Origin of the sequence: Streptococcus sanguinis SK49 (assembly GCF_000212815.1) — a bacterium.
Classification (GTDB): domain Bacteria; phylum Bacillota; class Bacilli; order Lactobacillales; family Streptococcaceae; genus Streptococcus; species Streptococcus sanguinis_C.
The window spans coordinates 1-12,662 of the sequence record NZ_GL890986.1 but is presented as its reverse complement, the minus strand read 5'-3'; the positions used below and the strand labels follow the sequence as shown (position 1 = coordinate 12,662).

Annotated in this window: 10 protein-coding genes; 4 read left to right on the top strand and 6 right to left on the bottom strand. The window is 41.6% G+C overall.

What is annotated here, in order from left to right:
- Nucleotides 1-82: 82 nt before the first annotated feature.
- The 6 genes from lysS to HMPREF9380_RS03335 form a co-directional block, all read right to left on the bottom strand.
- Nucleotides 83-1,573, bottom strand: coding sequence for a lysine--tRNA ligase (gene lysS, locus HMPREF9380_RS03310; protein ID WP_002914784.1), 1,491 nt, complete (start codon nt 1,571-1,573; stop codon nt 83-85).
- Between the two features lie 100 nt (nt 1,574-1,673).
- Nucleotides 1,674-2,309: a histidine phosphatase family protein gene (locus HMPREF9380_RS03315; protein WP_004192802.1), complete on the bottom strand. Its 636-nt coding sequence runs from the start codon at nt 2,307-2,309 to the stop codon at nt 1,674-1,676.
- A gap of 62 nt (nt 2,310-2,371) precedes the next feature.
- Nucleotides 2,372-2,857: an aminoacyl-tRNA deacylase gene (locus HMPREF9380_RS03320; RefSeq protein ID WP_004192800.1), complete on the bottom strand. Its 486-nt coding sequence runs from the start codon at nt 2,855-2,857 to the stop codon at nt 2,372-2,374.
- A complete protein-coding gene (locus tag HMPREF9380_RS03325) occupies nt 2,850-3,698 on the bottom strand; it encodes a DUF368 domain-containing protein (RefSeq protein WP_032907625.1) in 849 nt (282 codons plus the stop codon). The genes HMPREF9380_RS03320 and HMPREF9380_RS03325 overlap by 8 nt, the downstream gene beginning before the upstream one ends.
- Before the next feature lie 142 nt (nt 3,699-3,840).
- Nucleotides 3,841-4,698, bottom strand: coding sequence for a glycoside hydrolase family 25 protein (locus tag HMPREF9380_RS03330; RefSeq protein WP_004192795.1), 858 nt, complete (start codon nt 4,696-4,698; stop codon nt 3,841-3,843).
- Between the two features lie 183 nt (nt 4,699-4,881).
- Nucleotides 4,882-5,355: a glutathione peroxidase gene (locus tag HMPREF9380_RS03335; protein WP_032907622.1), complete on the bottom strand. Its 474-nt coding sequence runs from the start codon at nt 5,353-5,355 to the stop codon at nt 4,882-4,884.
- A gap of 154 nt (nt 5,356-5,509) precedes the next feature.
- Here HMPREF9380_RS03335 and ftsW point away from each other — a divergent pair, with 154 nt between their 5' ends.
- The 4 genes from ftsW to HMPREF9380_RS03355 form a co-directional block, all read left to right on the top strand.
- Entirely contained in the window at nt 5,510-6,757 is a 1,248-nt protein-coding gene (ftsW, locus tag HMPREF9380_RS03340; RefSeq protein ID WP_004192793.1) for a cell division peptidoglycan polymerase FtsW, read from the top strand.
- 31 nt (nt 6,758-6,788) lie between these two features.
- Nucleotides 6,789-9,635: a phosphoenolpyruvate carboxylase gene (gene ppc / locus HMPREF9380_RS03345; protein WP_004192792.1), complete on the top strand. Its 2,847-nt coding sequence runs from the start codon at nt 6,789-6,791 to the stop codon at nt 9,633-9,635.
- 254 nt (nt 9,636-9,889) lie between these two features.
- On the top strand, nt 9,890-11,086 hold the full coding sequence (gene tuf, locus HMPREF9380_RS03350) for an elongation factor Tu (protein WP_002895003.1): 1,197 nt from the start codon (nt 9,890-9,892) through the stop codon (nt 11,084-11,086).
- 734 nt (nt 11,087-11,820) lie between these two features.
- Nucleotides 11,821-12,662, top strand: an 842-nt coding sequence (locus HMPREF9380_RS03355; protein WP_002934183.1) for a vWA domain-containing protein, incomplete at its 3' end; no start/stop codon positions are given.

Below are 12,662 nucleotides of genomic sequence, written 5' to 3'. Positions count from 1 at the left end.
GGAACCAGACTTTTTTATGATGTAAAAAATCCTGCTGGAATTCCAGCAGGATCTGTTTTCTTAAGATCGTATAAAATACAGATTATTTCATCGTTGGGAAGAGCAGGACATCGCGAATGGTAGTCACGTCTGTTAGTAACATAACCAGACGATCGATACCGATTCCTAGGCCTCCAGTTGGTGGCATACCGTATTCCAGAGCTTCGACAAAGTCATAGTCAATGCCAGTTGCTTCGTCATCGCCCAGTTCTTTGGCTTTTGCCTGTGCTTCAAAACGAGATAATTGATCGATTGGATCGTTCAACTCTGTGAAGGCGTTGGCATACTCTTTGGTCATGATGAAGAGCTCGAAACGGTCCGTGAAGCGTGGATCTTCTGGATTTTTCTTAGCCAGAGGTGATACTGCTACAGGGTGACCGTAGACAAAGGTTGGCTGAATCAAGGTTTCTTCCACAAATTCTTCAAAGAAAGCGTTGATAACATGGCCGACTTCAGTGAAGTGTTTTTCAAGCGGAACTTTCTTTTCTTTAGCCAAGGCAGCAGCTTCTTCAAAGCTCATATCTTGCCAGAAATCAACACCAGTAATTTCCTTGATGGCGTCAACCATGTGAACGCGTTTAAATGGTTCATTAATCTTGATTTCAGTTCCTTGGTAGTTGACTGGTCCATCTCCATTTACAGAGACAGCAGCATGTTGGATAATACCTTCAGTCAAGTCCATGATATCTTGGAAATCTGCATAGGCTTGGTAAACCTCGATGGAAGTGAACTCTGGATTGTGAGTTGCGTCCATTCCTTCGTTACGGAAGATACGGCCAATCTCATACACTCGCTCCATACCACCAACGATAAGACGTTTAAGGTGAAGCTCGGTTGCAATCCGTAGCACCATATCAATGTTTTGGGCATTGTGGTGGGTGATAAATGGACGAGCAGCAGCACCACCTGCTTCATTGTGAAGAACAGGAGTTTCAACTTCAAGGAAGCCTTGGCCATCCAAGTAACGGCGGATTTCAGAGATGATTTTTGAACGAGTTACAAAGCGTTCAAAGCTTTCGCGGTTGGAAATCAAGTCTAAATAACGCTTGCGGTAGATGGTTTCGACATCTGTCAGGCCGTGGAATTTTTCAGGCAAGGGACGCAGAGCCTTAGACAAATGAGTAAGGTGGGTCGCCTTGATAGAAAGCTCACCCATATCTGTCCGCATAATCTCACCTTCGATACCGAGGAAATCTCCTAAGTCAGCCTTTTTGAAGATTTCATAATTTTCTTCACCAACCGCATCTTTACGCACATAAATCTGGATTTGGCCTTCACGGTCTTGGATGTGGGCAAAGCCAACTTTTCCTTTGCCACGCTTGGTCATGAGACGGCCAGCGATAATAGCTGTTTCATTGAGTTCGTTTAATTCTTCTTTATCTTTATCGTTGTATTTTTCTTTTAGTTGAGCAGAGTTAGCAGTCCGCTCAAAGCGTTTGCCAAAAGGGTCAATTCCCTGCTCAGCCAGCGCAGCCATTTTTTCACGGCGGATAATCTGCTGGTCGTTTAATTCCTCGATATGTTCAGTAGTCATGTTTTTCCTCCAAAAGTTTTCCTACCTATTTTATCACAAAAGATAGGGAAATTCATCTATATTTGGCTATAAAGTAAGAAAAAAAGCTAGAAATCCAGCCTTAATTTTCTGCCTTTTCAAGTAAGTAATCCGTATTATTCCAAGTGATCAGCTCAAAATTCTCAAAGTCTTCTGTTTCAAGAATGGTGATACTGGCATTGGTCAGACCGCCATTCTTGCGCAGGAGAGGTGTGTCATAGCCCAGCATGGTTCTAATGCTGGCGGTTAAGTTAGCTCCGTGCCCGACAATGAGCACTTGCTCATAGTCCTTGTCCTTTAAGGTCTTGATAAAGGAAATGGTCCGGTGAGTCGTATGGTAAACCGACTCAGCGTCAAAAAACGTATGATTAAATTGCGAAAGGTTGTGGCGGAAGGCAGTCATCTGGTGCGGATAGATGGCTTCTATGGTAGAGATTTTTGCGCCTTCCAGTTTTCCCAACTGCCATTCTCGCAGTTCAGGTACTGATACGATTTCAGTCGGAAACTGGCTTTCTTCTTGGATAATCTCAGCAGAGCGAATGGCGCGTGGGAGATCGCTGCTGTAAATCTTGTCAAATTGTGTCTGAGCCAGATGTTTTCCTAAGGTTTGCAGTTCTTCAACGGCGGTTGGCAGCAGTGGCGAATCACCGCTGGCTCCCTGAAAGCGGCCTTCCTGATTCCATTCCGTTCTTCCGTGTCGGACAAAGTATAATTTCATAGTGGTTGATTGTTTCTTTCTTATTAGGGTTTATTGAGAATATTAGGTGCAATATTGAAGAATTATGAGCTAGAACTTTCCTTGAGGTCTGCAAAGTTAGCTTGAACAAAATCTGCCAAATCTTGAGCCTTGATTTCGATACTGCGGCCGACTTCACCGGCAGAAACGATAATGCTATCTCGCTCTAGAGCTGACTGGTCGATATAGATTGGAAAGTTGTGCTTTTGACGGATACCGACAGGATTGTTGGCTCCGTGGACATAGCCCGTTGTCTTTTCCAAGTCTTTCTGAGGAATCATACTGACTTTTTTATTACCGGAAATCTTGGCCATTTTCTTTTCGGACAGATGTTCTGTGATTGGCAAGATACCGATTATTGTGCCAGTCTTGTCTCCTGTCAAGGCCAAGGTTTTATAAATCTGCGAACGATCCAAGTCATCGGCTGGCTGTTCTGCTAAGGCATTTAGCTGCAGGCCTCGATGTTCAATCTTAGCCTTGCTTAAAATTTGCTCGACCAGTGTTTTTTTGATTTTTGTTTTTTTAGCCATTAGTATATCTCTCTTCTAATTGTGACATCCAGAGACCCAACCAGGTTCCTAGACCGAAGAAAAAGGCTGCAAGAACAAGTGTCAATATAGAAACTCCATGATAGCTGATGCTTTCACTGTTTCCTGCTTGAGGCACTACAATGAGAAGTGTACTGGATAGGACGATGCCAATGATAAAGTGATAGACACGAGAGTAGTAGTTTTTCAAAATATGATCCATGAGTTTAGAGAAGAGAATCAGTGCTAAGGCGCCTCCGATTCCGATAGGAAGGAAGGTGCCCAAGAGATCCAGTTTACGAAAGCCATTCAGCATAGGTGCATAGAGTCCTAAAATTAAGAGAAGATTGGACGGACTGAGTCCGGGAATTAAAATGCCCAGTGCAATCAAGGCTCCAGCTAAGATGAAAGAGAGAAAGTTAGCTGGCAAGGTGCCGACCATGCCATTTAAGGAATAAAGAAAGATTCCTGAAAGAATGAGGCTGACCCAGAAAACGAGAATATCAGTCCGATCGCGCTCACTTTTAGCGACAGACTCTTTAATAATACTGGGAACAGTCCCGATGATAGCTCCAGCAAATCCCCAAAGGACAATCACTTTGTAGTTATCCAGCAGCAGATTGACAGGATAGGAGAAAGCGGCAATTCCTAAAATCATTCCGATTCCAACTGGTATGAAATAGAGAACATTTTCGACGAAGTTTTCTTTTAAATGTGCTAAAAAATGAATCAAGCGTTCATAAATACCTAAGATAGCTGCTAAAACTCCGCCTGAAACTCCCGGCAAAATAAAGCCAAGTGCAATGACCATTCCTTTGAAAATTCTATTCAACCAAGAAATCATTGTATTTTCCTTTTCTAATTTCATTTATCAAATCATTATATCATAAAATATAGGCTTTATTAAGAGGGAATGGCTGGAAATTTCCTATTTTGTGACAATAAAAAACGACAGCAGTCTTTGAGACTTGAGCTGTCGCTCTGAGCTATTGACTTTCTTTAGGAACCGTAAATAGCTTTTGATAGGTAGCTGTCTGGTCTTTCAAGGTTGACAACTGGTTCAAATCAAGATAATGGGAGAAACCAGTCAGCTGACCTTGTGATGTGTACTGATGCAAGTCGTAATCTTGCTCTGTATTCGGTGCGGCATTGTAGTAGCCGTCGTCATTACCATAAGTCGGAATCCAAATTGCTGTGAACTTGTCGGTAGAGATGCTATGCTCCTCCATAAAGTATGTACCAATATAGATACCAATATTTTTAACACCAAGTGACTCTAGCTTGGCTCGGAAAGCTTCAACTCCCGCATTCATGTCAGACATGGTCTTTTCTTCGACGTCTAGCCAATAATAGGTTGGATGGTACTTGGCAGAAGCCTTGTAGAAACTTTCAGCTTCTTTTTCCATTTCCTTTTTGCTATTGGCGGCCACATAGGCATAGACAGCAACAGGGATGTTGCGCTTTTGAAATTCTTTGATATGTCTTTCATAAGACTTGTCCAGACCATTCAGGTGGGTTGCTGCGTTTTCTTTTTTTGCCTGTGCTCCACTATGAACACGGACAATTACTCCTGAAACATTCTGTGCGAGTAAGTCGTAATTAATCTCACTTGGCAGCTGCCAGCCAGAAATGTCAATGATTGGTCTGGAAATAAACTCTTCATCTAAGGACGAATCGTCAGATGTTTCCTCTTTTTTTGAGGAACTTGGAGTTTGTTTAGTTTGTGAAATTTTTGCCTGTGCTTGCTTTTCCTGAGAGTCAGTAATTTGCTTGCTTATCAAAATTAAAGTGATAAAAGAAGCAAAGAAAATTAGGATTGCAAGCGGTTTAATCCTCTTTCTCATACTGGTTTATTTTAACTTAAAATAAATAAAAAAGCAAAAAATATCCCCTGTATTCGTCGAAAAATGAATAAAACGTAACATAATTGAAATATTATAAAGCAAAATCAAGATATTTTTAAAGAGTTTAGCTAAGCTATGGAAGATAGGGTTTCGATGCCTAAATAGTTTTGGTCTTGCGACAGATTATAGCTTTTGAATCAGTTCTTCTATCTTTTGAGGAGAGGTTTGTGGAGAGAAACGTTTGATGACTGTTCCATCTCGGCTGACCAGAAACTTTGTGAAATTCCACTTGATCTTCTCGCCCAGAAGACCACCCTTTTCTTTTTTGAGCCAGTCAAAGAGTGGAGCAGTATGAGGACCGTTGACATCAATCTTAGCAAATCGAGGAAAGGTCGTTCCGTAGTTAAGGTTGCAAAAGCTGTTGATTTCTGCAGCGTCTCCAGGAGCCTGCTGGCCAAACTGATTACAGGGGAAATCCAGGATTTCAAATCCGTCTTTCTGGTAGCGCTCATAGAGTCCCTGCAGTTCTTGATACTGAGGAGTGAAGCCGCAACCGGTCGCTGTATTGACAATCAGCAGAATCTTTCCTTTATAATCACTCATTTTTTGCAGACTTCCGTCTTGTTTTTGGATTTCGATATCATAAATGTCTGTCATGTTCTCCTCCTTTGCTTGCTTCATATCTTATCACAATTTTATGTAAAAGAGAGAAAGCAAGTCCTTATTATTCCAGTCTCTGCACTAATGCTTTTTTTTCAATCCAAAAGGTGGTATAATGAGAATTGAATTTTTAGAAGTTTAATGGTGAAATATGAAAATTGACAAGAAGCACTTGTTGAATTATTCCATCTTGATTCCCTATTTGATTTTATCTGTTTTGGGATTGATTGTGGTCTATTCAACAACGAGTCCCACCTCGATTCAGGCCGGAGGAAATGGTTTTGGAATGGTCTTGAATCAGGGGATTTTTTGGATAATAAGTCTCTTTATAATTGCGCTCCTATATAGAATCCGCTTGGGTTTCCTGAAAAAAGGAGGCATCCTGACTATAGTTATCTTTGCTGAGATTATCCTCTTACTCTTATCTCGTTTTATAACTGGTACTATTAACGGTGCCCATGGTTGGCTCAAGCTTGGAGCTTTCAGTATTCAGCCTGCGGAGTATTTGAAGATTATTCTGGTCTGGTATCTAGCTTTTCGCTTTACAAAGAGGCAGGGGGAGATAAAGGTCTATGACTACCAAGCCCTGACTCACAACCATTGGTTTCCCAAAGCCTTTAACGACTGGCGGACCATGGTGGCTATTCTGATTGGGATTGTAGCGATTATGCCAGACCTTGGAAATGCGACTATTCTATTTTTGACCGTCGTGATAATGATAGCTGTCAGCGGGATTGGCTACCGGTGGTTTTCTACGATGCTTGGAGCCATTGTCAGTGTTTCGGGATTGGTTCTGGCGAGCATTTGGTTGATTGGGGTTGAGCGCGTGGCCAAGATTCCAGTCTTTGGGTATGTGGCCAAGCGTTTCAGCGCTTTCTTCAATCCCTTCAAGGATTTGTCTGGCTCAGGCCACCAATTGGCTAATTCCTATTATGCTATGAGTAATGGCGGCTGGTTTGGTCTAGGCTTGGGTAACTCTATTGAGAAGCGCGGTTATCTGCCGGAAGCTCATACGGACTTTGTATTTTCTATCGTGATAGAGGAGTTTGGTTTCTTTGGTGCCAGTCTGATTCTGGCCTTGCTCTTTTTCCTAATTTTGAGAATTATCTTGGTCGGGATTCGGGCTAAGAATCCATTTAACTCCATGATGGCTTTGGGAATCGGCGGTATGATACTCATGCAGACCTTTATCAATATCGGTGGAATCTCAGGTCTCATTCCGTCTACAGGAGTAACTTTCCCTTTCCTATCGCAAGGAGGGAACAGTCTTCTGGTCTTGTCAGTAGCCATCGCCTTGGTACTTAATATTGATGCCAACGAGCGCCGTGATGCCCTCTATGAACAGATGGAAGCGGAGGCGCAAGACCAGTCTGAGGAAGCTCAAACGCAGTTCGTGTGAACAGTTGTTGCAAAAATGAAAGGTGCAGATTATGTCATTTAACAAATTAGAAAGCTACAGCAATAAAGAAGTGATTCGAGAAGAAGTCGCCATTTTGACAGACTTGCTTGCCGACATTACTCGAAATCTTCTCAGCCCTGAGACTTTTGAAAAAATCTCCCTCATGGAGGAGTTGGCGGTTAACTCCAAATATCATGAGTTAAAAGCAATTGTAGAAGAGCTAACGACAGATGAAATGGTTTATATTTCCCGTTATTTCTCTATTTTGCCGCTTTTGATTAATATCTCAGAAGACGTGGATTTAGCTTATGAAATCAACCATCAGAACAATATCGATCAGGATTATCTTGGAAAGCTATCAACAACCATTGACCTGATTTCAACGCGGGAAAATGCTCAGGAAATCTTGGAAAATCTGAATGTTGTGCCAGTACTGACTGCTCACCCGACGCAAGTTCAGCGCAAGACTATTCTGGACTTAACCAATCATATCCATAGTTTGCTGCGCCAGCATCGTGATGTTAAAGCGGGTCTGGTCAATGAGAAGAAGTGGCTAGGAAATCTCCGTCGCTATATTGAGCTCATGATGCAGACGGATATGATCCGTGAGAAAAAGCTGAAAGTGACCAATGAGATTACCAATGTCATGGAGTACTACAACAGCTCTTTCCTACAAGCGATCACTAACTTTATGGTCGAATACAGACGCTTGGCGGAAGAGCGGGGGATCAAGCTGGATAATCCTAAGCCTATTACCATGGGAATGTGGATTGGTGGAGACCGAGATGGCAATCCTTTTGTAACCGCAGAAACCCTCAAACTATCAGCTACCCTCCAGAGTGAAGTCATTCTCAACTATTACATTGACAAGGTTTATACACTCTATCGCACCTTCTCGCTATCGACCAACCTCTCAGAAACCAGTCAGGCAGTAGCAGAAATGGCAGCTCTGTCTACAGACAAGTCTGTTTATCGGGAAAATGAGCCTTACCGCCGAGCTTTCCACTATATCCAGTCCAAGCTGATTCAAACCTTGCTTTACCTTAAAGAAGGCAACTTTTCAAGTGACGATCAGCGATTGACTGACCGAGCTGAGGAAAAATTGTCTGCGAAGGCCAATCTTTCTGTCAGCAATAAAGGAAGAGAAATCATCCCTAATTATATCCGGTCTCGTATCAGCGAGACCCTGACCGAGCTGAAGAAAGAAGAGACACCTTCTTACAAAACAGCTCAGGAATTCAAGGAAGACTTGCAGGTCATTTATGATTCTCTTATCGAACATCATGGCGAAGCCTTGGTAAGTGGCGACTTGACTGAACTTCTCCAAGCAGTTGATGTTTTTGGTTTCTTCTTGGCCAGCATTGATATGCGGCAGGATTCCAGTGTTCATGAAGCCTGTGTGGCTGAGCTCTTGGCTTCAGCTAATATTGTTCAAGATTATAGTAGTCTGTCGGAAGAAGAAAAATGCCAAGTTCTCCTCAAACAGCTGCTAGAAGATCCTCGTATCCTGTCAGCTACTCACGAGCCTAAGTCCGAACTTCTGCAAAAGGAACTGGAAATCTTCAAAACAGCCCGTCAGCTAAAAGATGCTATCGGTGAGGAAGTCATTAAGCAGAATATTATCTCTCACTCGACCAGTGTATCAGATTTACTTGAGTTGGCTATTATGCTCAAGGAAGTGGGGCTGATTGACGAAAATGGGGCTCGTGTCCAGATTGTTCCGCTCTTTGAAACCATTGAGGATTTGGACAATTCCTGCGATACCATGGAGAAATACCTGTCTCTACCGATTGCACAGAAGTGGATTGCCTCTAAGGATAATTACCAGGAAATTATGCTGGGCTATTCAGACAGTAATAAGGACGGTGGTTACCTATCTTCTTGCTGGACTCTCTACAAGGCTCAGCAGCAGCTGACAGCCATCGGTGATAAGTTTGGCGTGAAAATCACCTTCTTCCATGGCCGGGGAGGTACGGTGGGACGTGGTGGCGGCCCAACCTATGAAGCTATTACTTCTCAGCCACTCCGCAGTATCAATGACCGGATTCGTCTGACTGAGCAAGGGGAAGTTATTGGAAATAAATATGGAAACAAAGACGCAGCCTACTATAACTTGGAAATGCTGGTATCTGCCGCCATTAACCGCATGGTAACTCATAAGAAGAGCGATAGCCATACTTCTGATAAATATGAGCGAATCATGGACCAAGTAGTCAATCGCAGTTATCAGATTTACCGTGATTTGGTCTTTGGCGACGAGCGTTTTTACGATTATTTCTTTGAATCCAGCCCGATCAAGGCTATCTCTAGCTTTAATATCGGTTCTCGTCCAGCTGCCCGTAAAACCATCACTGAAATCGGTGGTCTCAGAGCTATTCCATGGGTCTTCTCATGGTCTCAAAGTCGAGTTATGTTCCCAGGCTGGTATGGTGTTGGGTCGAGTTTCAAGGAATTCATTGATGAAGACCCAGAAAATAACTTAGCTTTTCTGCAATTTATGTATAAGAGATGGCCGTTCTTCAAGTCACTCTTATCAAATGTAGACATGGTTCTGTCTAAGTCAAATATGAATATCGCTTTTGAGTATGCGCAGCTTTGCGAAGATCAGAATGTGCGTGATATTTTCAATATTATCTTGGATGAGTGGCAGCTGACTAAGGATGTCATTCTAGAGATTGAAGGGCACGATGAGCTTCTGGCAGAAAACACCTATCTGAGAGATAGCTTGCACTATCGTATGCCTTATTTCAATGTTTTGAACTATATCCAGCTAGAGCTAATCAAGCGTCAGCGCAACGGTCAGCTTACACCAGATCAAGAAAAGCTGATTCACATAACCATCAACGGTATAGCGACTGGTCTGCGAAACTCTGGCTAATACAAAGAGAAAATCGGAATTGTTCCGGTTTTTTCTATTTTTGTAACCAAAGTGCTTTTTAATTCGATATACTTGTGACAATTCAACCGCTTTTCTTGGTATCAACCTTACTATAAATTAGACAAGGAATAATTCACAAAAAAATGCTAAAAGACTTGCATTTTCATTTAAATTTGATAAAATAGTAAGGAAAGTTAGACTGTATTGCCTACTGTCTATCTATAAAATATATTTTATTGGAGGCTTTTACTCAAATGGCAAAAGAAAAATACGATCGTAGTAAACCACACGTTAACATTGGTACTATCGGACACGTTGACCACGGTAAAACTACTTTGACAGCAGCTATCACAACTGTATTGGCACGTCGCTTGCCTTCAGCAGTTAACCAACCTAAAGACTATGCGTCTATCGATGCTGCTCCAGAAGAACGCGAACGCGGAATCACTATCAACACTGCGCACGTTGAGTATGAAACTGCTAAGCGTCACTACGCTCACATCGACGCTCCAGGACACGCGGACTACGTTAAAAACATGATCACTGGTGCCGCTCAAATGGACGGAGCAATCCTTGTAGTAGCTTCAACTGACGGACCAATGCCACAAACTCGTGAGCACATCTTGCTTTCACGTCAGGTTGGTGTTAAGCACTTGATCGTCTTCATGAACAAAGTTGACTTGGTTGACGATGAAGAATTGCTTGAATTGGTTGAAATGGAAATCCGTGACCTCTTGTCAGAATACGACTTCCCAGGTGACGATCTTCCAGTTATCCAAGGTTCAGCTCTTAAAGCTCTTGAAGGTGACTCTAAATATGAAGACATCATCATGGAATTGATGGACACTGTTGATGAGTACATCCCAGAACCAGAACGCGATACTGACAAGCCATTGCTTCTTCCAGTCGAAGACGTATTCTCAATCACTGGTCGTGGTACAGTTGCTTCAGGACGTATCGACCGTGGTATCGTTAAGGTCAACGACGAAATCGAAATCGTTGGTATCAAAGAAGAAATCCAAAAAGCAGTTGTTACTGGTGTTGAAATGTTCCGTAAACAGCTTGACGAAGGTCTTGCAGGGGACAACGTAGGTGTACTTCTTCGTGGTATCCAACGTGATGAAATCGAACGTGGACAAGTTATTGCTAAACCAGGTTCAATCAACCCACACACTAAATTCAAGGGTGAAGTTTATATCCTTACTAAAGAAGAAGGCGGACGTCACACTCCATTCTTCAACAACTACCGTCCACAGTTCTACTTCCGTACAACTGACGTTACAGGTTCAATCGAACTTCCAGCAGGTACTGAAATGGTAATGCCTGGTGATAACGTAACAATCGACGTTGAGTTGATCCACCCAATCGCCGTTGAACAAGGTACTACTTTCTCTATCCGTGAAGGTGGACGTACCGTTGGTTCAGGTATGGTTACAGAAATCGAAGCTTAATTCGATTCCGTTCCCAGATAACAATTATAATCAGACACTAAACCTCGTGAAAACGGGGTTTTTAATTATTGCTTAGTAATATTTTTATTATTCATATTACTTATAAAAAAAACTTAATAAAATATGCAAAAATAGGTGATTACTTTAAAAAAATATGATATAATAAACCGATATCGTAACATACTGTAATATAAATGAAGTATTTAATTTGTTTGTAATTGTTTAAATGCTTATGGAGATGAAATGAGAAAATGACAGTAGGATATGATTCTAAATTAATAAAAGGAGGGATGATTTACAGGACACCTTTAACAAAAATTAAAAAACGATTTAAAACGAATTATATTGGTCGATATAAATCGAAATTTTAATTCTCAATCTAATTCTTGTTAAGAAAGTACTGTATAGATTGAAAAAGATTTTGTTTTGAATATAGAGGTGCTAAAAAGTTTGTTTAATTATTTTGCATGTCTTTTATTATTGCCTTTTAACATAATAGTTTGATGGGAAATAATTTAATAGAAATAGTTTCAGTGAATTAAAACTATTAACTTAATATTAAATTCTAGGTAAAGATTTGCTTTGTAACTATAATAGGCTGTTTTTCTAGCTAAGTATTTTTTATATGAAGAGATAATCCTGTAAGAGAGGTTAGATTAGTCTATTTGCTATATATGAAAATGAGGTAGGAGGTAAAGATTAATAGTTTTAGACTATTAAGGACTTATGGAGATATGAGAGATTTTATAAAAAAAATTCTAGTTCTATTTACAATTTTGTTCATGTCCATTCCATCGGCTATTACAGGTTCCTTTATCAGTAGTGTCAAAGCTGAGGAAAATAATCCGCTCAATATCGAGACGAGACGGATCGATGAACATACAACGATTACACAAAATGGGTGTTATCGGAAGATTGAAAAAACAGACGCAACGGACTGGTCAGTTCCGCGGAAGCCGATTGACTTGGTCATCCTGCAGGATGCCAGTGGGTCATTCCGAACAACGATTCCAAGTGTCAAACGTGCCCTTAAACGGTTGACTACTTATGTTAGTCCAGAACAATACGATGAGACAAACCCTTATCTCGTTAAGACTGATGATCCTCGGACAACTGACCGGGTCTTCGTTGCTTCTTACCAAGGTTTGGATCAGGTGCGTTACTTTGAAAACAATGATTTTAGTGGTAGCCCTGCGAATGTATATACCGATGCGAATTCGACTGGTAAAAACTATACCTATGGCAATAGTGGCTTAACGAGCGATCAAAATAAAGTTCATAGCTTCATCGATAATATCGCTGTTGATGGTGGGACTCCAACTGTTCCTGCGATTGATGATACAATTGCTCAGTACAACCGTGTCAAAGGCAATATGGAAAACGGTCGTAAGACGGTCTTCCTCCTGGTAACGGATGGGGTAGCCAACGGTTACCGTCTGCCAGGATCTAACACAGTCGTTATGGATAAGAGCTGGACAAGAACAGATGCTATTCAAAAAGCTTGGGGAGTGGATAGCTATCCAGAAGCGGCTCAAGATATTACTGGTCGTGCCAATGAATTGAAAGCAGCTGGTAA

Excerpts from the sequence above, each read along its gene's own strand:
- lysS (WP_002914784.1), bottom strand. The coding sequence starts at position 1,573 with ATGACTACTGAACATATCGAGGAATTAAACGACCAGCAGATTATCCGC.
- HMPREF9380_RS03315 (WP_004192802.1), bottom strand. The coding sequence starts at position 2,309 with ATGAAATTATACTTTGTCCGACACGGAAGAACGGAATGGAATCAGGAA.
- HMPREF9380_RS03320 (WP_004192800.1), bottom strand. The coding sequence starts at position 2,857 with ATGGCTAAAAAAACAAAAATCAAAAAAACACTGGTCGAGCAAATTTTA.
- HMPREF9380_RS03325 (WP_032907625.1), bottom strand. The coding sequence starts at position 3,698 with ATGATTTCTTGGTTGAATAGAATTTTCAAAGGAATGGTCATTGCACTT.
- HMPREF9380_RS03330 (WP_004192795.1), bottom strand. The coding sequence starts at position 4,698 with ATGAGAAAGAGGATTAAACCGCTTGCAATCCTAATTTTCTTTGCTTCT.
- HMPREF9380_RS03335 (WP_032907622.1), bottom strand. The coding sequence starts at position 5,355 with ATGACAGACATTTATGATATCGAAATCCAAAAACAAGACGGAAGTCTG.
- ftsW (WP_004192793.1), top strand. The coding sequence starts at position 5,510 with ATGAAAATTGACAAGAAGCACTTGTTGAATTATTCCATCTTGATTCCC.
- ppc (WP_004192792.1), top strand. The coding sequence starts at position 6,789 with ATGTCATTTAACAAATTAGAAAGCTACAGCAATAAAGAAGTGATTCGA.
- tuf (WP_002895003.1), top strand. The coding sequence starts at position 9,890 with ATGGCAAAAGAAAAATACGATCGTAGTAAACCACACGTTAACATTGGT.